This window comes from Streptomyces sp. NPDC038200 (genome assembly GCF_055600785.1).
Window position 1 is genome coordinate 1 of record NZ_JBVJYH010000021.1, and the last position, 19,268, is coordinate 19,268.

The window sequence follows — 19,268 nt, forward strand, 5'->3', positions numbered from 1 at the left end:
TCCGAGAACCCCTTCTCCTTCATGGAACTCCAGGGCGTCCAGGAACTCACCAACTTCTTCGAACGCCGCCCCTCCGCCTACCAGGTCGCCGTGGAAGGCACGGTCGACCTGGACGAGGACTTCTGAGCGACCCCTGCTCGCGCACCGCGTCCCCGGCCGAGACGACCCGCCAGGTCGTCGTCGTGCCGGGGACGCACCGTTTTCCACGGGGTTCGAGCTCGTCCCTCTGCCGGGGCGACCGCGTCGCCGTCAGGCGGGACGGGCCGCGCCGTGGCGCCTCCGGGCGGGCTTGCGCTCTTCCGCCGGCTCGGGGGACGTCCGGGACCGTCGGGCCTCCCTGATCTGCCGGTCGATGCGCCGCTCGCGCACGGCGCCGAGCACGGACGGGAGGACCAGGAGGACCAGGATCCCGAAGGTGGCGAGCATTCCGATCAGTCCTTCGATCTCGTTTCCGTTCATGGACACCACTGTCCCGCTGGATACTCCTTACCGTGAGTGGCAGTACTGCCGTAGACCCTCGAATTGCTGCCATCCCTGAGGCACACTGGCGGCATGCTGAAGAACGTGGCCGCCGTCCTGCTGGACGGAGTGCATCCCTTCGAGCTGGGTGTCGTGTGCGAGGTGTTCGGCATCGACCGCAGCGACGACGGACTGCCCGTGTACGACTTCGCCGTGGTCTCGGCCGAGGGGCCTTCCCTCGGCACCCACTGCGGATTCACGGTGTCCACTCCGTACGGCCTGGAGCGGCTGGAGGAGGCCGATCTGATCGCCGTCCCGGCCGGCGAGACCTATGCCCACCGCGAGTATCCGCACGAGCTGCTGGCCGCGCTGCGGCGGGCCGTCGACCGGGGCTCACGGGTGCTCAGCGTCTGCTCCGGGGTCTTCGTGCTGGCCGCGGCGGGGCTGCTGGACGGGCGGCGGTGCGCGGTGCACTGGCACCACGCCGATCAGCTCGCCCTGCGCTACCCACGGCTCACGGTCGAGCCGGACGTGCTGTACGTGGACGAGGATCCCGTCATCACCTCCGCCGGCACCGCCGCCGGGATCGACGCCTGTCTGCACCTCGTGCGCAAGGAGCAGGGCCCGGAGGTGGCCAACAAGATCGCCCGCCGGATGGTGGTGCCGCCGCACCGGGACGGCGGGCAGGCGCAGTTCATCGAACGGCCGCTGCCGAAGGCACCCTGCGACACGGTCGGTGAGGTGCTGGCCTGGATGGAGGCGCACCTCGACCGGGAGGTCACGGTCGAGCAGCTGGCCGCCCGCGCCCATATGGCACCGCGCACCTTCGCCCGGCGTTTCCAGCAGGAGACGGGGACCACTCCCTACCGCTGGATCCTGCGGCAACGGGTGCTGCTGGCACAGGAGTTGCTGGAGGGAACGGACGAGACCATGGACGCCATCGCCTGGCGTACCGGGTTCGGTACGGCCGCCGCGCTGCGCCACCAGTTCGTCCGGGCGCTGGGCACGACGCCGAACGCCTACCGGCGCGCGTTCCGGGGCCCGCAGGCCGCCTGAGCGCGCGCCGGTACCAGGTGACCTACCAGGGCAGCGCCCGCAGCAGCAGGTTGTGCGGGCGGAGCGTGATACCCACCCGGGTGGTGTCGTCGGACCCGCCGACCTGCTCGAAGCGGTACTTCGCCGAGATCGCCGCGGTGATCAGGCTCAGCTGGGTCATGGAGAAGTGGTCGCTGGGGCACTTGCGGTTGCCCACGCTGAACGGGCTCATGGCGTACTTCGGCACGTCCTTGACGCGTTCGGGCAGCCAGCGGTCGGGGTCGAAGTCGAGGTGCCGGGCGTAGGAGCGGCCGTCGCGCTGGATGGCGTACGGGCTGTAGACGATGTCCGCCCCGGCCGGAATGCGATAGCCGCCGAGGGCGGTGTCGCTCACCGCCCGCCGTGTCAATATCCATACGGCCGGCCTGAGCCGCATGGCCTCGACGACGACATTGTTGGTGTGCGTGAGTGAGCGGACATGCTCGAATCCGACCGGTCGACCACCCGTCACGGATTCGACCTCGGTCCGTACCTTCTCCGCGTGTTCCGGGTGTTCGGCGAGGACCTGGAGCAGCCACATGATCGTGGACGCGACTGTTTCGCTGCCAGGGGTGAGTATCGCGACGACCTGGTCGTGGATCTCCTGTTCCCCGATGGGGTCGCCATTGTCGTCCTTCGCCTCCAGCAATGCCGTCAGCAAATCGTCCGGCTTTTGACCAGATGCCCTGCGCTCGGCGACGATCTCGTCCACCAGCAGATGCAAATCGGCCAATGCCCGGTTGAATTCGCGGTTGGCCGGAAACGGCAGCCGGTAGAGCGGGCCGAGCGGGATGACCATCCTGCGGTACATACCACGGAAGACGGTGGCGAGGTCGATGCTGAGCCGTTCCGCGCGCTCGTCCATGTAGTCGCCGCGCAGCAGACAGCGGGCGGCGATGCGGACGGCGACGCGGAAGGACTCGGAGGTGCAGTCGACGGTGTCGCCGGGTTTCCAGCGCTCGGTCAGCGCGTGCGCCTCCTCCTCCATGACCGGGCCGTAGCCGGGGATCGCGTCCAGCCGGAACGCGGGCTGGATGGTGCGCCGCTGGCGGCGGTGGCGGGGGCCGTTCGCGGTGGCCACGCCCTCCTTGCCGAGCAGTCCTTCGAGGGACTCCCACAGCGGGCCGTCGATCGTGAAGTCGGGGCTCAGTGCCAGTGCTCCGGTGAGCGCCGGCGTGGTGACGGCGTACACCGTCTTGGGGCCGAGCTTCAGCCGCACGACCTCGCCGTGCTCGCGCAGCGCGGACATGAAGGCGAGCGGGTCGCGGACCAGTCTCAGGCCGTGCCCGAGGACGGGTACGGCACCCCCGGCCAGGGGCGGTTCGCGCAGTTCGAGCGTGTCAGGGGTCCCGGGGACCTGGGGCTGCACCGACTCGACGGTCATTTCTCACCTGCCGCTTCGTTCGTGACGTACGGGGGCGTGGACCGGTCGTCCCAGCTGTCGACCATGTACCGGCCGGACTCGTGGTGGAACCAGTAGACGGAGCTGAACCAGTTGCGCATGGTGCCGACGCAGGCCCGGACCGCGGCGCTCAGTTCCTTGCCGCGGACCGTTCCGTCGTCGATTTCACGAGCGAACCTCAGGGCGTTCCGTTCGGCTTCGAGAAATTCACTGACGCACTCCTCGACACGTCGCCTTACTTCGTCCACCGCCTCTTCCAGGGTCAGCCCGGCATGAGTGATGAGACTGATTCCCAGATTGTGCACCTCGTCGCCCGCTATTTCCTTCGGCAGCGAACAGAGGTCGTTGTACCAGGCGGCGAATTCCTGACTGAGGAGCGCCGCCCGGCGGTACGCCGGGTTTTTCCTCACGCCGTCCGGGAGTTCGCATCCGACACTGGGTTCGAGGAGGTCGGTCCACACCCAGTGCGCGAAGGTGAGGCGGCGCAGGGCGAGGTACTCCTCGACGCCGGGTATGCAGCCCTGCGTGCGATTACGGAATTCCCGGTCGTATGCCTCGATCACCGCATGGAAGTGCCGGGCGAACCGCTGGTTCCAGGTGTGCGGCAGAAAGCCGTACAGCCGCAGCACGCTGTCCGCGAACCCCGCCACCAGTGGGTCGGGATGGTGCAGGTGGTGCCTGGGCGCGTCGAGAGCCGTGTGCAGCCGGTACCGCAGCTGTCGCCAGTCGCCCGCCCGGCCGTGCACGATGTCGCGGTCGTGGCGGTCGTCCCAGACGAAGAACCAGGCGCTGAAGTCGGCGATGGCCTGCAGGACCTCGTCGGGGGCCGCCGTGTAGTAGCCCGCCATGAGATCGGTGTAGCAAAGTCCGTCGGCATATTCCTGCACCTTGACCGGCGGCATGAGCCGCTTTTCCAGGAGCCAGAGGCGGGTCTTCTCCTGGAGTCTCGGCCAATAGGGATGCAGTTGCCGGGGAAAGGCGGACTCGATCACCGGGAGTGCCAGTGAGGGTGGGACTACGACCGCCGTCGGCGCCGCTGTGGTGCTGCGTGGGAAAGCTTGCACGAACAAACCCCTCTCAGCCGCCAGGAGCGCACACCCCTCCCGTTGTGCCGGGCGTGCGCCGTTGCGTATCCCCGCACTTCCATTCAGCACCACAACTGACCGCCGTGGGAACGGATTTGCTTCACTCACTACCCCAAGGTGCCGAGAATCCCCCCTTGTGTGACTGATTAAGGATCACCAGAAGCGCACAAGGGATCGGTTGTACGACGCACGCATGAGCGAAGAAGGGCAACGCGAAGGCGCCCGGCCAGGAAGGATCCCGGCCGGGCGCCCCAAGTGACCCGTGCGGATCAGTCGTTGGCGACCACGGGGTAGCGTGGCTCGTTCTCGGCCATCTGCCGCAGCGCGTCCTTGCGCTCCCGCTTCGACAGCCGGTCGATGTAGAGGTAGCCGTAGAGGTGGTCGGTCTCGTGCTGCAAACAGCGCGCGAAGTAGCCGGTGCCCCGGACCTTGATCGGGTTGCCCTGCTCGTCCTGGCCGGTCACCTCGGCGTAGTCCGGACGCGCGAGCGACGCGTACGCCGTCGGCACGGACAGGCAGCCCTCGTTGCTGTCGTCCAGCCGGCGCCGCTCCGCGGGCAGGTCGACCAGCTTCGGGTTGCACACCACGCCCACGTGCCGGACGCCCTCGTCGTCCTGGCAGTCGTAGACGAAGACCTTCAGGTCGACACCGATCTGGTTCGCGGCCAGGCCCACGCCCTCGGCGGTGCGCTGGCTGGCGAACATGTCGGCGACCAGCTGCTGCAGCTCCTCGCCGAACTCGGTGACGTCCTTGCACTCCTTGTGCAGCACCGGGTTGCCGACGACCGTGATGGGCCGGGAGGTGCCGCGCTCACGCCAGGCGGTCTCGCGCTCCTCGCAGTCCTCCGTGTCGACGACGAAGCCCTCGTCGTCGACGGGGAGCACGCCCGCGTGCTGCTGATCGGTGTCCTGCTGCGCCATGACCGACGTACGCCTTCCTGCAAGCCTGGAATATTCTGCGAGTACAGCCTAAAGGTGGCCGGTCACCGGTGGCTCAGCAAACCTCTTCCAGATCCCGCCAGTCCCGCGAGTCCGGGCTGTCGGCGACCCAGCCGTCCAGCAGACCTCGCACCAGCGACGCCGGCGCGGCCACCCCGCACTCCCGCTCGGGCACCCACAGCTGCCCGTCCGTCCGGTGCCCCAGCGGCCCGGGGTGACCGGGCTCGCTGTGGTCGTGGGGGTCGAGGTGGACCCCCTCCCCCTCGTCGGACGGCATCCGGGACTCGCTGCACATGCGGCACAGCAGCCGCACCGACGACGACCAGTCCTCCGCGGCGAACCCGGCGTCCGCGGCCAGCTGCTCCAGCGCGTCCCGGTCGGCCTCGGTGGCCGCCTCCAGCAGCACCACCCAGGTGGGGACGGGGGACGGCGCCCACAGCTCGATCTCGTCGAAGACCGGGTAGGAGTGCCCGGTGGAGGTGGTGCGCTCGCCGTGCGGGACGCCGTCGTGCAGCACGACCTCGCCCCAGCGCCGCCCCGACGAGGGAAGCGGGATGGACAGCACCTCTATCCGCGCGGGGTCCAGCCTGCGGCCCCAGACCACCTCGGCCTCGCCCTCCGGGGAGAGCCGTACGGCCGCGCTGCCCAGCTCCATGCCGAGCGGTTCACCGGACGCGTGGGGACCCGCCCCGGCCTTCGGGCGGGAGCCGCCGCCCGGCACCTTCAGCCCGTACGCCTGCCAGGCGCGGCGGGCCAGCGGCCAGTCCTGCAGGGCGGTCGCGGCGATGCCGACGTTCCACCAGTCGGGCGCCCCGGTCTCCCGGTCGAGCAGGGCGACCGCACGCAGTCCGGCCGCGCGCGCCTGCTCCCAGTCGTGCCGGAACTTGTGCAGCAGAGCGAGGTTGAACCAGGACTCCGACAGCCACGGTTCCAGATCGGCGGCGCGGGTCAGCAGCTCGCCCGCGTCCTCGTACCGGCCGTCGCCGATGAGCGTGAATGCCCGGTCGGTGGCCTGCCGCCAGGAGGCGGAGGGCCGGTGTCGTCCCTTGCCGAAGATCCTCACGATTCCCGCCTGCCAGTTCCAGTTCCGCTCAGTGGGCTGGCTTGTGCCCCCGGACACCCTCTCCCTCGCATCCAACCACGTGCGGTGGGAAAGGCGCTCATTACCCATGGGTTACCCAGCCGGGAGCAGGGTCAGACAGTCCTGTTCGCCGCGTCGACACGCGCTCCCGGACCGCCCAGGGCTGGGCCAGCACCCGGGCGAGCGACTCCACGACTTCCGGAGCGTAGTCCCCGGCGGTGCCGAGCCGCAGTTCCTCCAGCGCACGGAGGGGGCCCTCGGGGCCGGCGTCCCGGGACTTCTCCTCGTAGGCGTTCACGGCCCGGACGATCCGGGCGGCGAGCGGCTGCTCCGGACAGGGGTCGGCCTGCCGCTCCACGACGACGGCGACGGCCGGGTCGACCCCGGTCTGCCGGACGACGGCCCCGCCGAGCAGGGCGATGCGCCGCTGCTCCGCCGCGGGCAGGGCGGCGGTGGCACCGGCCGGGACCGGGTCGACCAGGCTGAGCTGGCCGATGTCGTGCATCAGGGCCGCGTACTCCAGGACGGTCAGTTCCGGGCCGGTCAGGCCGAGGTCCCGGCCGACGGCGAGGCCGAGCGCGGCGACCCGATGGGCGTGCCCCGGAGGGGTGCAGCCGGCGATCTCGGTGGCGCGGGCGAGGGAGGCGATGGTCTGCCGGTAGGTGGCACGGATCGCCGCGTACCGCCGCACGGACAGCTGGACCAGCAGCAGGGGCAGGCAGAACACGGGCAGCGCCCACAGACCGGCGACGGCGACCGCGAGCGCCATCACGGCACCGGTCGCGCAGACGGCGGAGCCGATGCCGAGCAGCCCGCGCAGCTCCTCGCGCAGCAGCGGTCCGAACGGTCGGCCGGTGCGGCAGTGGGCCAGCGCGGCGGCCAGGACGGCACCGCACAGGGAGGTGAGGGCCAGCAGGACGAGCAGCAGCAGGGCGTAGGCGGAGCCGTCCCAGGAGGCGAAGACGCCCCTGTTGTACAGGGGTTGGAAGCAGACGGCGGCGAAGCCGACGGTGAGGACGCGCCGGGCCAGGTGGTCGACGGTGGGGGCGGTGCCGGACCAGATGTGCGGGACGGCGCCGAGCAGGGCGGCGACGAGGACGACGGTGACGACCTGGGCGGCGTCGTGCTGGCTGGGGCGTCCGGCGTCGGCGCCCAGCAGGGCGTACGACAGGGAGCCGGCGGCGCCCAGGGGAGCGGCCTGGCGGTCCTGGGCGTCGCTCCACCGGGTCAGTTCGCCGACGGCTATGAGCACCCCGAAGGCGAGCGCGTCGCCCCGGTCGGCCAGGCCGCTCCACAGGGTGAGGGCGAGGGAACCGGCCGCGACGAGCGCAGCGGTGCCGTGGATGAGCCGCAGGACGGTCATCGGCGCGCTCCGGTGCCGGAGGCACGCTCGGTGGCCGGGGTGCCGTGGGCCGGTTCGTCGGCGGTGACCGCCGGATGCCAGCCGGAGCGGCGCACGGCGCGGACGAGCGCGGTGACCATGCGGGGGTCGAAGTGCGCGCCGGCGCAGCGCTCCAGTTCGGCGACGGCCGCCGCGACCGGGCGGGCCCTGCTGTAGGAGCGGGTGGAGGTCATGGCGTCGAAGGCGTCGGCGACGGCGACGATCCGGGCGCACTCCGGGATCTGGCTGCCGGCCAGGCCGTACGGGTAGCCGCTGCCGTCGAGCCGCTCGTGGTGGTGGAGGATGGCCGCGCGGGCCTCGCCGAGGAAGGAGATCCCGCGGACCATCTCGTGGCCGTACTCGGGGTGCAGCTCGATGATCCGCCGCTCCTCGGGGGTGAGCGGGCCGTCCTTGCGCAGCAGCCGGGTGGGGACGCCCAGCTTGCCGACGTCGTGCAGGATGCCGGCGAAGCGCAGCGTCTCGACGCGTTCGTCGTCCATGCCGAGTTCGCGGGCGATCAGCACGGAGGCCTGTCCGACGCGTTCGCTGTGGCCGCGGGTGTAGCCGTCCTTGATGTCGACGGCCTGGACGAGGGCGCGGATGGTGGCCTGGTGGGCCGCGCGTTCGCGGTGGTACTGGGCGAACACCCACCCGGAGACGCACATCGGCAGCAGCACGAGCAGCGCGGACGCGGGGCCGTACGGGCTGCGCCACAGGACGGCCGTCATCAGCCCGGCGAGTCCGTGCACCGCGACCGGGGCGAGGGAGCGCGCCAGCAGGCCGCGCCAGGCCCGGCGCAGCGGCACCAGCCCGGTCGCGGCGCGCAGGCCGCCGTCGAGCGCGGTGAGCACCAGGCAGCAGGCGAGGACGGCTGCGCCGGTGGGCAGCAGGACGTAGGGGAAGTCGGATTCGGTGACGGCGTCCCCGCCGCCGAGCGCCTCGTGCACCCGGGCGGCGCCCCACACGGCGAGCGCGGGCTGCGCGGCCCGCCACAGGCGCCGGGGCAGCGCGGGCCGGTCCTCGACCGGGGAGAACAGGGCGGCGGGCACCGGGACGAGCGCGGCGGCCGACGCGGGCAGCAGGAACGCGCCGGCGAGCAGGACGGGGTAGAAGGGGCCGCAGGAACGGCGGCGTACCACGTGCTCACAGGCCGCGTGGAGCGCGGCGAGCAGGGCCAGGGCCGACCAGGGGGTGGGGGTGGCCGGCAGGGGCAGGAGAGTGAGCGCGGCCAACAGGGCGACGGCGGCGGCGTAGCCGCGTGCCCTCGCCGGTACCACGTCCATCGGTCCCCTCCCCGATCGTGCCTGTCCAGGCTCGGAGCCTAGGACGGGGATCGGGGGATGCGGGGCTTATGACCTGAGGATTAGCACGTTCGGGTGATATGCCCCGGCGTGTCAGGACTCCTGCGTGGCCCTCGGGGCCTTGGTCACCTCGTGCTCGGGCACGGTCTGCCCGGAGCGGATCAGGTCGATCCGTCCCATGACCTTGGCCCGCAGGTCGGCGGGCACGTCGTCATGGCCGCAGCACCGCTTCACCAGCTTCTTCACGGCCTGCTCCAGGCCGTACTTCTCCAGGCACGGCGAGCATTCCTCGAAGTGGTGCTGGAACTTGTCGCGGTCGACGTCCGGCATCTCGCTGTCGAGGAACTCGTACAGGTGGTCGAGGACCTCACTGCAGTCCGTCTCATGCGGCTCTCCGCAGCTCATGAGCCCGAGCCTTTCGCTTCGTTCGACTCTCCGGCGCCCGCCGGGACCAGCCCGCGCTCCCGGGCGTAGTCCTCCAGCATGCCGCGCAGCTGACGGCGGCCCCGGTGCAGCCGGGACATCACCGTACCGATGGGTGTCCCCATGATGTCCGCGATCTCCTTGTACGCAAAGCCCTCGACGTCCGCGAGATAGACGGCGATGCGGAACTCCTCGGGGATCGCCTGCAGCGCTTCCTTCACGTCCGAGTCGGGCAGGTGGTCGAGCGCCTGCGACTCGGCGGAGCGCAGGCCCGTCGACATGTGCGACTCGGCACGCGCGAGCTGCCAGTCCTCGATCTCCTCCGCGGCGGAGCGCTGCGGCTCGCGCTGCTTCTTGCGGTAGGAGTTGATGAAGGTGTTGGTGAGAATCCGGTACAGCCACGCCTTGAGGTTGGTGCCCTCGCGGAACTGGTGGAAGGACGCGTACGCCTTGGCGTAGGTCTCCTGCACCAGGTCCTCGGCGTCGGCCGGGTTGCGCGTCATGCGCAGCGCGGCGGAGTACATCTGATCGAGGTATTCGAGCGCGTCCCGCTCGAAGCGCGCGCTGCGCTCCGTGGTCGTCTCATCGGACGATTCCGCGCTGACGCCCTGGCCCTCGGGCAGCTCCGCCTGGCCGTTGTCGGTCCCTGCGTCGGTCCCAGTGACCGGACCCACCTCCTCAAGATCCCGGGCAGGACCAAAACCGATCCCACTCGTTTCGGAGGATAGAACACGACCCGTGCCTGCCGCCGCTCGAATAGGAGCGGTCTTCGCCGCGTGCAGCACCGACCAGTCCAGGTCGGCACGGCGCTCACGGCTCGGGCAGATGGTCGAACCCATGCGGCGGACTTCCTCTCCTACGACGTCGGTGCCGAGGCCTTCAGCACTTCTGTCCGCCTCAACAGCGGGCCGCCGCGGGACATTCCCGGGTCATCCGAGTGACGCGATCCACTCCGCGACCGCGCCGGTGACGGTCTCCAGCGCCCGTTCCGGGGTGGTCTCGGCGCGCTTGGGGACGGCGAACCCGTGATCGCCGTACGGCACCTCGACGAGCCGGTAGGAGCCTTCGGGGAACTCCTGCGGCCTGCCGAAGGGGTCGTTGCCGCCCTGGACGACCAGCGTGGGCACGCCGGCCCCCAGCAGTTCCTCCGCCCGGGACTTCTCCGGCCTGCCCGGCGGGTGCAGCGGGAAGCTCAGCGCGAGTACGGCGTGCGCGCCCAGCTCGGCCGCGGTGCGGCAGGCGACCCGGGCGCCGGCGCTGCGCCCGCCGGAGATCACCGGCAGGCCGGGTGCGGCCAGCGCGGGCCACACGCCCCGCCACCCGGTGTCCAGGGTCTTCGGCGCGGGTGCGACCTTCTTGCCGGCGACCCGCCAGGGCTGTTCGACGAGGGCGACGCTCACTCCGCGCGCGGGGAGGGTCTCGGCGAGTGCCCGGAGGTCGCGGGCCTCGATGCCGCCGCCGGCCCCGTGGCTCACGGCCAGCACCAGCCGGGCCCGCCGCGCCGGGTGCCAGGTGATCCGGGCGTCCCCGGCATCCGTGGCGACCGTCTCTGTAGTAACGCCAGTCACATCAGTCACGTCAGAAGAGTGTGCCCTCTTCCGGTGCCGTCAGTTCCTTCAGCAGCTCCGCGCCGTTGTTGCGGACGTTGCTGACGGCGGTGGAGACCGGGTAGGCGCGCATCAGGCCGGCCGGGGGCGGGGTGAGCAGCTCGCGCAGGTCGTCGGGGTCGGTGCGGGAGGGGTCGAGCCAGGCGTCCCAGCGGTCCGGGGTGAGCATCAGCGGCATCCGGGGGTGGATGTCGGCGAGGGAGTGCGGGCCGTCGGCGGGGGCGACGGCGAGGGGGGTCGTCTCCGCCTCGGTGGTGATCACCGAGCAGGTGACCCACCAGGCCCGGGGGTGGTCGTCGGGCAGGGTGCGGTCGCGCCAGAACTCGTACAGCCCGGCCATCGCGAAGACCGAGCCGTCGGCGGGCAGCACGAAGTACGGCTGCTTGCGCGGCCGCTTCTTCTTCCCCTCGACCTCCAGCTCGCGCTCCTGGCTGCCGGTGACCCACTCGTAGTAGCCGTCGGCCGGCACGATGCAGCGGCGGGCGGCGAAGGCGCGGCGGTAGGAGGGCTTCTCGTGCACGGTCTCCGCGCGGGCGTTGATCATCCGGGCGCCGCCCTCGGGCGTCTTGGACCAGGACGGGACCAGACCCCACTTCAGCTTGCGCAGCTGGCGAACCGGACGCGGGGAGTCCGCGTCTTTCAGCGGACGGTCCAGGACGGCGTAGACCTCCTTGGTCGGCGCCACGTTGTAGTCCGGCTCCAAGGTCTCCTCGGGCTCCCACTTCTCGACCTCGAAGATTCCCGCGAGATCCTCGGGCCCACGACTCGATGCATACCGTCCGCACATACGTGCAACACTGCCAGACTCCGTACTACTGCAGGGAGCCACCGCGAGATATGAGCAGCCTCGCCGCCACCGCGCTGCCCGACCTGTGGGACCGGCTCACCGGCACCCAGCCCGATCCCGACCTGTGGGTGGTGCTGGCCACCGTGGCCGCCGCCCTCGCCGTCGTCGTCCCGCATCCGCTGTGGCGGATATCCCGCAACGCGATCACCATCGCGCACGAGGGCGGCCACGGCCTGATCGCCCTCGTCACGGGCCGGCAGCTGACCGGTATCCGGCTGCACTCCGACACCAGCGGGCTGACCGTGAGCCGGGGCAAGCCGTACGGGGTCGGGATGATCCTGACGGCCGCCGCGGGATACACGGCCCCCTCGCTGCTGGGCCTGGGCGGGGCCGCGCTGCTGGCCGCCGGCCGCATCACCCTGCTGCTGTGGGTGGCCACCGCGCTGCTGGTGGCGATGCTGGTGATGATCCGCAACGCGTACGGCGTACTGACGGTGGTCCTCGCGGGCGGGGCGTTCCTGCTGGTGTCCTGGCTGGCGGGACCGCAGGTGCAGGCGGCGTTCGCGTACGCGGTGGTGTGGTTCCTGCTGTTCGGCGGGGTCCGGCCGCCGTTCGAGCTGCAGGCCAAGCGGTCGCGCGGCGGGGCCGGGGACTCGGACGCGGACCAGCTGTCCCGGCTGACCCACGTACCGGCCGGCCTGTGGCTGTTCCTGTTCCACGCGGTGTCCCTGTGCTCGCTGATCGGCGGAGGCCGCTGGCTGCTGGAGGGATGAGGGTGCGCCCCGAAGGCGCGGGCTTCCGGGGCCCGGCGTCCCCGGAACCGGGCGGGCGGCCGGCCTCCACTCAGCCGCGGGCGAAATACGACCCCACGGCCCTCCTTATAAAGTGGCCCCATGGCCGCGAACAGCTCCTCCCCCGCCCTCTGGCCCGCCCCGTCCGCGAGCGGGGCCGTCGACGCGACGGTCCACGTGCCGGGCTCCAAGTCGGTCACCAACCGCGCACTGGTCCTCGCCGCCCTGGCCTCCGAGCCCGGCTGGCTGCGCCGCCCGCTGCGGTCCCGGGACACCCTGCTGATGGCCGGGGCCCTGCGGGCCATGGGCGTGGAGATCGAGGAAGGCGTCGGCCCCGACGGCACCGGTGAGGCCTGGCGGGTGCTGCCCACGGAGCTGCGCGGCCCGGCCGCGGTCGACGTCGGCAACGCGGGCACGGTGATGCGGTTCCTGCCGCCGGTGGCCGCGCTGGCCGACGGTCCGGTCCGGTTCGACGGCGACCCGCGCTCGTACGAACGTCCTCTCCACGGGGTGATCGACGCGCTGCGGGCGCTCGGTGCCCGGATCGACGACGACGGCCGGGGCGCGCTGCCGCTGACCGTGCACGGCGGCGGGGCGCTGGACGGCGGCCCGGTGTCGGTCGACGCCTCGTCGTCGTCCCAGTTCGTGTCGGCGCTGCTGCTGTCCGGGCCGCGCTTCAACCAGGGCGTCGAGGTCCGGCACACCGGCGCGTCCCTGCCTTCCCTGCCGCACATCCGGATGACGGTGGACATGCTGCGCGCGGTCGGCGCGCAGGTGGACACCCCGGAGTCGGGCGGTGAGCCCAACGTGTGGCGGGTGACGCCGGGCGCGCTGCTCGGCCGGGACCTGACGATCGAGCCGGATCTGTCCAACGCGCAGCCGTTCCTGGCGGCGGCGCTGGTGACCGGCGGCAAGGTGCTGATCCCGGACTGGCCGGCCCGTACCACCCAGCCGGGTGACCGGCTGCGGGAGATCTTCACCGAGATGGGCGGTTCCTGCGAACTCACCGAGTACGGACTGGAGTTCACCGGTTCGGGTGCCATCCACGGTATCGACGTGGACCTGGGCGACGTGGGCGAGCTGACGCCGGGCATCGCGGCGGTGGCCGCGCTCGCCGACTCGCCGTCCACGCTGCGGGGCGTGGCCCATCTGCGGCTGCACGAGACGGACCGGCTGGCCGCGCTCACCAAGGAGATCAACGAGCTGGGCGGTGACGTCACGGAGACGGCCGACGGCCTGCACATCCGCCCGCGGGCGCTGCACGGCGGGATCTTCCACACCTACGAGGACCACCGCATGGCGACCGCCGGTGCGATCATCGGCCTGGCGGTCGACGGCGTGCAGATCGAGAACGTGGCGACGACGGCCAAGACCTTGCCGGACTTCCCCGGGTTGTGGACCGGGATGCTCGGGCAGTAGGGACGTACGCCATGCGCCGCTACGGCAAGCACACCGACGAGGACGACATCCGCAGCCGTCCCAACCGCAAGGGCAACCGGCCGCGGACGAACATCCGGCCCAAGCACGAGGACGCGGCCGAGGGGATGGTCCTCACCGTCGACCGGGGACGGCTGACCTGCCTGGTGGAGGACCGGGCCGTGACGGCGATGAAGGCCCGCGAGCTGGGCCGCAAGGCGGCCGTGGTCGGCGACCGGGTGGCCCTGGTCGGTGATCTGTCCGGCAAGAAGGACACCCTCGCGCGGATCGTCCGCATCGAGGAGCGGTCGTCGGTGCTGAGGCGCACGGCCGACGACGACGATCCGTTCGAGCGGGTGGTGGTCGCCAACGCCGACCAGCTGGCGATCGTGACGGCCCTGGCCGACCCCGAGCCCCGGCCCCGGCTGATCGACCGCTGTCTGGTCGCGGCCTACGACGGCGGGCTGGAGCCGCTGCTGGTGATGACCAAGTCGGACCTGGCCCCGCCCGACAAGCTGCTGGAGCTGTACGGCGCCCTGGACATCCCGTACGTCGTCACCAGCCGGGAGGAACTGGAGAGCGGGGACGCGGCGGACCGGGTGCGCGCGCTTCTGGACGGCAAGATCACCGCGTTCGTGGGCCACTCCGGCGTCGGCAAGACGACCCTGGTCAACGCGCTGGTCCCGGAGGAGCGCCGTCGTACGACGGGACATGTGAACGCGGTGACGGGCCGCGGCCGGCACACCACCACGTCGGCGCTCGCGCTCCCGTTGTCCGGCGAGGCCGGCTGGGTCGTGGACACTCCGGGCGTCCGCTCCTTCGGGCTCGCGCACATCGACCCGTCCCGGGTGATCCACGCCTTCCCCGATCTCGAACCCGGCACGGAGGGCTGCCCGCGCGCGTGCAGTCACGACGAGCCGGACTGCGCGCTGGACGCGTGGGTGGCGGACGGGCACGCGGACCCGGCGCGGCTCTACTCCCTGCGCCGGCTGCTGGCCACGAGGGAGCGCAAGGAAGGCGACTGAGCCTGGCGTTGTTTGCCCGGGCTCGAGTCCGGCAAGTGCATAATCGCACCGAGCCGGAGATCCGGACCCAACGGGAGGACCGCACATGGCGTGGCTGCTGGTCATAGTGGCCGGGATTCTGGAGACCGGTTTCGCCGTGTGCCTGAAGCTCTCCCACGGGTTCACGCGCTTGTGGCCGACGATCGCCTTCGCGTCGTTCGCGCTGGGCAGCTTCGGGCTGCTGACCCTGTCCCTGAAGAAGCTGGACGTCGGCCCCGCCTATGCCGTGTGGACCGGGATCGGCGCGGCGGGTACCGCCATCTACGGCATGGTCTTCCTCGGCGACCTGGTGTCCACCTTGAAGATCGTCTCCATCAGCCTGGTCATCGTCGGCGTGATCGGGCTTCAGCTGTCGGGCTCCGCCCATTAGGAGTTGGCGCCGGTCTCCGGGGGGAACAGCCGGCTGGGGGTTCCCCGCAGGGCGTGAGCACGGCTGCTCGGGCCTGGTACGACGACAGTGACCACGGCGAAGCGGTCCGGCGGGCCGAACGAGCGACACGGTTCGGCTGGGCGGCGATCGCCGGGACCGCCGGCGTGCTCGGCTGTGCGCTGATCGTCCTGGCCGTCTTCTGTGCGGCCGTGCCGCTCGCGTGCCGTGACGTCGTGGTGGCGACGGATCACTAGGACGCGGGCCCCCGCCTCCCGCGCCGCGTCCGCGCGGGCCCGCTCACCACACCGTCCGCGGACGGGGGAAGTGGCAGGCGGCGCCGTCTTCCTCGAAGCCGGGGACGTCGTGGGCGCACCGCTTCTGTTCGTCCACGGTCAGCTCGGTGTAGAGCGGGCAGCGGGTCCGGAAGCGGCAGCCGTCGTAGCGGCGGGTGGGGCTCGGCGGGTCGCCGGCGAGCAGGATGCGTGAGCGTTGCCGCTCCCGCTCGCGCTCCGGGTCGGGCAGCGGCACGGCGGACAGCAGGGCCTGGGTGTAGGGGTGCCGGGGGCGGGCGAAGACCTCGTCGACCGGGCCGGCCTCGACCGTGCGGCCGAGGTAGACCACGCTGACGCGGTCGGCGATGTTCCGGACCACGGACAGGTCGTGGGAGACGAAGAGGTAGGCGAGCCCCAGTTCCTCCTTCAGCCGTCGGAGCAGGTCGAGCACCTCGGCCTGCACGGAGACGTCGAGGGCGGAGACGGGTTCGTCCAGGACGAGCAGTTCGGGGGCGACGGACAGGGCGCGGGCGATGCCGATGCGCTGGCGCTGGCCGCCGGAGAACTGGTGCGGGAAGCGGTCGGCGTGGGCCGGGTCCAGGCCGACCTGGGTGAGGAGTTCGGGCACGCGGCGGGCGATCGCGGCCCGGTCGGCGCCCTGGGTGCGCAGCGGCTCGGCGATGATGTCGCCGACCGGCATCCGGGGGTCGAGGGAGGCCATCGGGTCCTGGAAGACGATCTGGACGCGGCGGCGCAGGGCCTTCGCCTCCGCCGGGGTGAGGCCGCCGAGCCGCTGCCCGAACAGCTCGACGGTGCCGCCCTCCGGCGCGGCGAGTTCGAGCAGTTCGAAGAGGGTGGTGGACTTGCCGGACCCGGACTCCCCGACCAGGGCGAGGGTCTCGCCGCGGCGTACGTCGAGGTCGACGCCGTCGACGGCGTACACCGTGCCGGTGCGGCGCTTGACGACGGTGCCCTTCAGGACGGGGAAGGTGCGGGTGAGGCCGCGGACCTTCAGCACGGTGCCGCCCGTCGGCGGCCGGGGTTCGCGCGGGGTGTCGATGCGCGGGACGGCGGCGAGGAGCTGCCGGGTGTAGGGCTCGCGCGGCCGGTGGAAGACCTCCGTGGCCGTGCCCTGCTCGACGATCCGTCCGTCCCGCATGACGACGACCCGGTCGGCCGTGCCGGCGATGACCCCGAGGTCGTGGCTGACCAGCAGGACGGCCGCGCCGGTCTCCCGCTGGGCGGTGCGCAGCACGTCGAGGATCTGGGCCTGGATGGTGACGTCCAGGGCGGTGGTGGGCTCGTCGGCGAGGATGAGGTCGGGTTCGCCCGCCATCGCCATGGCGATCATGGCGCGCTGGCGCATGCCACCGGAGAACTCGTGCGGGAACGCCCGGGCGCGCAGGGCGGGTTCGGGGATGCCGACGAGGTCGAGCAGTTCGACGGCGCGGGCCCGGGCCTGTTCGCGGCCGATGTCCCGGTGGGCGCGGACGGCCTCGGCGATCTGGTCGCCGATGCGGTAGACCGGGGTGAACGCGGACAGGGGGTCCTGGAAGACCATGGCCACGCGGTTGCCGCGCACCCGGGTCAGTGCCCGTTCGCCCGCGCCGAGGAGTTCGGTGCCGTCGAGCCGGATCGAGCCGCGCGCGGTGGCGTTGCGGGGCAGCAGCCCGAGCACGGAGAGGGCGGTGACGGACTTGCCGGACCCGGACTCGCCGACCAGCCCGAGGACTTCACCGCGTTCCAGCGTCAGACTCACGTCCCGTACGGCCGCTTCGCCGCCGAAGTCGACGTCGAGCGAGGTGACTTCGAGCAGCGGGCTCACCGGGCGGCTCCCTCGGCGGTGGGGTCCAGGGCGTCGCGCAGGCCGTCGCCGACGAGGTTGACGGCGAGGACGAACACGACCAGCAGTCCGGCCGCGAAGAAGAACATCCACGGGTAGGTGATCGCCGCGCCGGTGCCGGAGGCGATCAGCGTGCCCAGGGACACGTCGGGCGGTTGCACGCCGAAGCCGAAGTAGGACAGCGCGGTCTCGCTCATCACCGCGCCGCCGACCTGGATGGTCGCGTCGATGATGAGGAAGGAGGCCACGTTCGGCAGCACGTGCCGCCAGATGATCCGGAACGGTCCGACGCCCATGTAGCGGGCGGCGCGCACGAATTCACGCTCCTTGAGGGACAGGGTCATCGAGCGGACCACCCGCGCGGTGATCATCCAGGCGAAGACGGTGAGCAGCGCGACGAAGGCGAACCAGCCGCCGGAGCGCAGCCGGGGCGAGACGATCGCGATGATGAGGAAGGACGGGAAGACGAGGAGCAGGTCGACGCAGAACATCAGCAGCCGGTCGGTCCAGCCGCCGAAGTACCCGGCGCAGGCCCCCACGAGCGAGGCCATCCCGGTGGCCAGCACGGCCACCAGCAACCCGATGAGCAGCGATTTCTGCAGCCCGCGCACGGTCTGGGCGAAGACGTCCTGCCCGATCCGGTTGGTGCCCCACCAGTGGTCGGGGCCGGGCGCGGAGCGCAGGGCGCCGTAGTCGATGTGGCTGTAGGACCAGGGGGTGAGGTACGGCCCGAGGAAGGCGAGCAGGAAGAGCAGCACGAGGACGACGGCTCCGCCGAGCGCCGATCTGTTGCGCAGGAAGCGGCGCAGGACGAGGGCGGAGCGGCCGGTCGGGGTGGCGGCCGGCGCCGGGCGGGTGGCCGTGGTCATGAGGTCTTCCGGATGCGCGGGTCGAGGGCGGCGTGCAGCAGGTCGGCGAGGAAGCCGGAGAGCAGCACGGTGACGGCGGCGAAGATGTTGACGGCGACGACCGAGTTGACGTCGTTCTTGCCGATGGAGTTCACGAACCACTCGCCCATGCCGTGCCAGCCGAAGATCGTCTCGGTGAAGGTGGCGCCGGTGAACAGGGCGAGGAAGCCGTACGAGAAGTACGTCGACATGGGGATGAGGGCGGTGCGCAGCCCGTGCCGGAGCAGGACGGCGCGGCGGCCGAGGCCCTTGGCGCGGGCGGTGCGCAGATAGTCGGAACCGAGGACGTCGAGCATGCTGCTGCGCTGGTAGCGGCTGTAGCCGGCGATGGCGAACAGGGCCACGGAGAGCGTGGGCAGCAGCAGATGCACGGACCGGTCTTTCAGGACCGCCCAGAATCCGCCGTCCACGCCCGGGCTCTTCTCGCCGGTGAACCGGATCAGTTCGGTGCCCGTGGTCTGGTTGAACCAGATCGCGCCCGTCTTGAGCAGGATCGCCAGCAGGAACACCGGCGTGGACAGCAGCGCGAAGGAGATGACGGTGACCGCCCGGTCGCTGAAGCGGTACTGCCGGACGGCCGTCCAGGCGCCGGCGAGGACACCGGCGACGGTGCCGAGGACGGTGCCCGCGAGCAGCAGCCGCAGGCTGACGCCGATGCGCCGGCCGAACTCGGCGTCCACGGAGGTGCCGTCGATGGTCCGGCCGAGGTCGCCGTGGAGGAGCGCCCGGTCCGCCCAGTGCAGGAAGCGCTCGCGCAGGGGCTGGTGGTCGTTGACGCCGAGCGCGGTGAGGTGGTGGTCCACGGCGGCCGGCGACAGGGGCGGCTGCCGGCCCTCGTAGTAGGACCGCGGATCGAGCGCGAGCGAGGCCAGCAGGTACGACAGGCAGACGGCGGCCAGCAGCAGCACGGCGTGGTAGCCGAGGCGTTTGACCAGGTAGGAGGGCACGAGAGAAATGGTCCAGTCCTCTTGTTGCAGCAATATGAAGAGAACATGTCAGTAGCCCGGTAGTCCTCCCGCGACCGTCGTGGGCCGTTCTACGTTCGGCGCATCCACCGTCGACCGTG

20 protein-coding genes and 1 pseudogene are annotated in these 19,268 nt (G+C 71.6%); 7 read left to right on the forward strand and 14 right to left on the reverse strand.

Annotated features, from left to right (window positions below; genetic code table 11):
* Nucleotides 1–126, forward strand: a pseudogene (locus ACZ7KF_RS32790) (ribonucleotide-diphosphate reductase subunit beta); the annotation flags it as partial.
* Nucleotides 127–249: 123 nt separating this feature from the next.
* On the opposite strand, the gene ACZ7KF_RS32795 reads toward ACZ7KF_RS32790, so the two are convergent.
* Nucleotides 250–459, reverse strand: coding sequence for a hypothetical protein (locus ACZ7KF_RS32795; protein ID WP_471083270.1), 210 nt, complete (start codon nt 457–459; stop codon nt 250–252).
* A gap of 93 nt (nt 460–552) precedes the next feature.
* On the opposite strand from ACZ7KF_RS32795, the gene ACZ7KF_RS32800 reads away from it, so the two are divergent.
* Entirely contained in the window at nt 553–1,515 is a 963-nt protein-coding gene (locus ACZ7KF_RS32800; protein ID WP_471083273.1) for a GlxA family transcriptional regulator, read from the forward strand.
* A 22-nt stretch (nt 1,516–1,537) separates the two neighbouring features.
* Here ACZ7KF_RS32800 and ACZ7KF_RS32805 read toward each other — a convergent pair whose 3' ends face one another.
* The 10 genes from ACZ7KF_RS32805 to ACZ7KF_RS32850 form a co-directional block, all read right to left on the reverse strand.
* The gene (locus ACZ7KF_RS32805) at nt 1,538–2,917 is read right to left on the reverse strand and encodes a bifunctional albaflavenone monooxygenase/terpene synthase (RefSeq protein WP_471083276.1); all 1,380 of its coding nucleotides are present in this window, start codon (nt 2,915–2,917) and stop codon (nt 1,538–1,540) included.
* The gene (gene cyc1 / locus ACZ7KF_RS32810; RefSeq protein WP_471083655.1) at nt 2,914–3,999 is read right to left on the reverse strand and encodes an epi-isozizaene synthase; all 1,086 of its coding nucleotides are present in this window, start codon (nt 3,997–3,999) and stop codon (nt 2,914–2,916) included. The genes ACZ7KF_RS32805 and cyc1 overlap by 4 nt, the downstream gene beginning before the upstream one ends.
* A gap of 290 nt (nt 4,000–4,289) precedes the next feature.
* A complete protein-coding gene (gene def / locus ACZ7KF_RS32815; RefSeq protein WP_471083279.1) occupies nt 4,290–4,940 on the reverse strand; it encodes a peptide deformylase in 651 nt (216 codons plus the stop codon).
* A 73-nt stretch (nt 4,941–5,013) separates the two neighbouring features.
* Nucleotides 5,014–6,021 carry a tetratricopeptide repeat protein gene (locus tag ACZ7KF_RS32820; RefSeq protein ID WP_471083282.1) on the reverse strand — a complete coding sequence of 336 codons (1,008 nt, stop codon included), beginning with the start codon at nt 6,019–6,021 and terminating at the stop codon, nt 5,014–5,016.
* Nucleotides 6,022–6,121: 100 nt separating this feature from the next.
* Complete coding sequence (locus tag ACZ7KF_RS32825; protein WP_471083285.1) at nt 6,122–7,402, reverse strand: HD-GYP domain-containing protein; 1,281 nt, start codon at nt 7,400–7,402, stop codon at nt 6,122–6,124.
* Nucleotides 7,399–8,703 carry an HD-GYP domain-containing protein gene (locus ACZ7KF_RS32830; RefSeq protein ID WP_471083288.1) on the reverse strand — a complete coding sequence of 435 codons (1,305 nt, stop codon included), beginning with the start codon at nt 8,701–8,703 and terminating at the stop codon, nt 7,399–7,401. Before ACZ7KF_RS32830 ends, ACZ7KF_RS32825 begins: the two co-directional genes overlap by 4 nt.
* Before the next feature lie 111 nt (nt 8,704–8,814).
* Nucleotides 8,815–9,126 (reverse strand): mycothiol system anti-sigma-R factor, encoded by a 312-nt coding sequence (gene rsrA / locus ACZ7KF_RS32835; protein ID WP_471083291.1) that lies wholly within the window; start codon nt 9,124–9,126, stop codon nt 8,815–8,817.
* The gene (locus tag ACZ7KF_RS32840; protein ID WP_471083294.1) at nt 9,123–9,818 is read right to left on the reverse strand and encodes a sigma-70 family RNA polymerase sigma factor; all 696 of its coding nucleotides are present in this window, start codon (nt 9,816–9,818) and stop codon (nt 9,123–9,125) included. Before ACZ7KF_RS32840 ends, rsrA begins: the two co-directional genes overlap by 4 nt.
* Before the next feature lie 255 nt (nt 9,819–10,073).
* The gene (locus ACZ7KF_RS32845) at nt 10,074–10,712 is read right to left on the reverse strand and encodes an alpha/beta hydrolase family protein (protein WP_471083658.1); all 639 of its coding nucleotides are present in this window, start codon (nt 10,710–10,712) and stop codon (nt 10,074–10,076) included.
* 10 nt (nt 10,713–10,722) lie between these two features.
* Nucleotides 10,723–11,538 carry an SOS response-associated peptidase gene (locus tag ACZ7KF_RS32850; RefSeq protein WP_471083297.1) on the reverse strand — a complete coding sequence of 272 codons (816 nt, stop codon included), beginning with the start codon at nt 11,536–11,538 and terminating at the stop codon, nt 10,723–10,725.
* A gap of 50 nt (nt 11,539–11,588) precedes the next feature.
* Here ACZ7KF_RS32850 and ACZ7KF_RS32855 point away from each other — a divergent pair, with 50 nt between their 5' ends.
* The 5 genes from ACZ7KF_RS32855 to ACZ7KF_RS32875 all read left to right on the forward strand — a co-directional run bounded on the left by ACZ7KF_RS32855 (nt 11,589) and on the right by ACZ7KF_RS32875 (nt 15,433).
* Complete coding sequence (locus ACZ7KF_RS32855; RefSeq protein ID WP_471083299.1) at nt 11,589–12,311, forward strand: M50 family metallopeptidase; 723 nt, start codon at nt 11,589–11,591, stop codon at nt 12,309–12,311.
* A gap of 120 nt (nt 12,312–12,431) precedes the next feature.
* Complete coding sequence (aroA, locus tag ACZ7KF_RS32860) at nt 12,432–13,748, forward strand: 3-phosphoshikimate 1-carboxyvinyltransferase (RefSeq protein WP_471083301.1); 1,317 nt, start codon at nt 12,432–12,434, stop codon at nt 13,746–13,748.
* An 11-nt stretch (nt 13,749–13,759) separates the two neighbouring features.
* Nucleotides 13,760–14,770: a ribosome small subunit-dependent GTPase A gene (rsgA, locus tag ACZ7KF_RS32865; protein WP_471083304.1), complete on the forward strand. Its 1,011-nt coding sequence runs from the start codon at nt 13,760–13,762 to the stop codon at nt 14,768–14,770.
* A gap of 85 nt (nt 14,771–14,855) precedes the next feature.
* Complete coding sequence (locus tag ACZ7KF_RS32870; protein ID WP_030787784.1) at nt 14,856–15,179, forward strand: DMT family transporter; 324 nt, start codon at nt 14,856–14,858, stop codon at nt 15,177–15,179.
* A 53-nt stretch (nt 15,180–15,232) separates the two neighbouring features.
* Nucleotides 15,233–15,433, forward strand: coding sequence for a hypothetical protein (locus ACZ7KF_RS32875; protein WP_471083308.1), 201 nt, complete (start codon nt 15,233–15,235; stop codon nt 15,431–15,433).
* Nucleotides 15,434–15,476: 43 nt separating this feature from the next.
* On the opposite strand, the gene ACZ7KF_RS32880 is transcribed toward ACZ7KF_RS32875, so the two are convergent.
* The 3 genes from ACZ7KF_RS32880 to ACZ7KF_RS32890 are packed head-to-tail and all read right to left on the reverse strand — an operon-like array spanning nt 15,477 to nt 19,149.
* Nucleotides 15,477–17,276 carry a dipeptide ABC transporter ATP-binding protein gene (locus tag ACZ7KF_RS32880; RefSeq protein WP_471083311.1) on the reverse strand — a complete coding sequence of 600 codons (1,800 nt, stop codon included), beginning with the start codon at nt 17,274–17,276 and terminating at the stop codon, nt 15,477–15,479.
* Entirely contained in the window at nt 17,273–18,163 is an 891-nt protein-coding gene (locus ACZ7KF_RS32885) for an ABC transporter permease (protein WP_471083314.1), read from the reverse strand. The genes ACZ7KF_RS32880 and ACZ7KF_RS32885 overlap by 4 nt, the downstream gene beginning before the upstream one ends.
* A complete protein-coding gene (locus ACZ7KF_RS32890; RefSeq protein WP_471083317.1) occupies nt 18,160–19,149 on the reverse strand; it encodes an ABC transporter permease in 990 nt (329 codons plus the stop codon). Before ACZ7KF_RS32890 ends, ACZ7KF_RS32885 begins: the two co-directional genes overlap by 4 nt.
* Nucleotides 19,150–19,268: the final 119 nt, after the last annotated feature.

Excerpts from the sequence above, each read along its gene's own strand:
- ACZ7KF_RS32830 (WP_471083288.1), bottom strand. The coding sequence starts at position 8,703 with ATGGACGTGGTACCGGCGAGGGCACGCGGCTACGCCGCCGCCGTCGCC.
- ACZ7KF_RS32805 (WP_471083276.1), bottom strand. The coding sequence starts at position 2,917 with ATGACCGTCGAGTCGGTGCAGCCCCAGGTCCCCGGGACCCCTGACACG.
- ACZ7KF_RS32850 (WP_471083297.1), bottom strand. The coding sequence starts at position 11,538 with ATGTGCGGACGGTATGCATCGAGTCGTGGGCCCGAGGATCTCGCGGGA.
- ACZ7KF_RS32825 (WP_471083285.1), bottom strand. The coding sequence starts at position 7,402 with ATGACCGTCCTGCGGCTCATCCACGGCACCGCTGCGCTCGTCGCGGCC.
- ACZ7KF_RS32885 (WP_471083314.1), bottom strand. The coding sequence starts at position 18,163 with ATGACCACGGCCACCCGCCCGGCGCCGGCCGCCACCCCGACCGGCCGC.
- def (WP_471083279.1), bottom strand. The coding sequence starts at position 4,940 with ATGGCGCAGCAGGACACCGATCAGCAGCACGCGGGCGTGCTCCCCGTC.
- ACZ7KF_RS32870 (WP_030787784.1), top strand. The coding sequence starts at position 14,856 with ATGGCGTGGCTGCTGGTCATAGTGGCCGGGATTCTGGAGACCGGTTTC.
- rsrA (WP_471083291.1), bottom strand. The coding sequence starts at position 9,126 with ATGAGCTGCGGAGAGCCGCATGAGACGGACTGCAGTGAGGTCCTCGAC.
- ACZ7KF_RS32800 (WP_471083273.1), top strand. The coding sequence starts at position 553 with ATGCTGAAGAACGTGGCCGCCGTCCTGCTGGACGGAGTGCATCCCTTC.
- ACZ7KF_RS32795 (WP_471083270.1), bottom strand. The coding sequence starts at position 459 with ATGAACGGAAACGAGATCGAAGGACTGATCGGAATGCTCGCCACCTTC.
- aroA (WP_471083301.1), top strand. The coding sequence starts at position 12,432 with ATGGCCGCGAACAGCTCCTCCCCCGCCCTCTGGCCCGCCCCGTCCGCG.
- rsgA (WP_471083304.1), top strand. The coding sequence starts at position 13,760 with ATGCGCCGCTACGGCAAGCACACCGACGAGGACGACATCCGCAGCCGT.
- ACZ7KF_RS32855 (WP_471083299.1), top strand. The coding sequence starts at position 11,589 with ATGAGCAGCCTCGCCGCCACCGCGCTGCCCGACCTGTGGGACCGGCTC.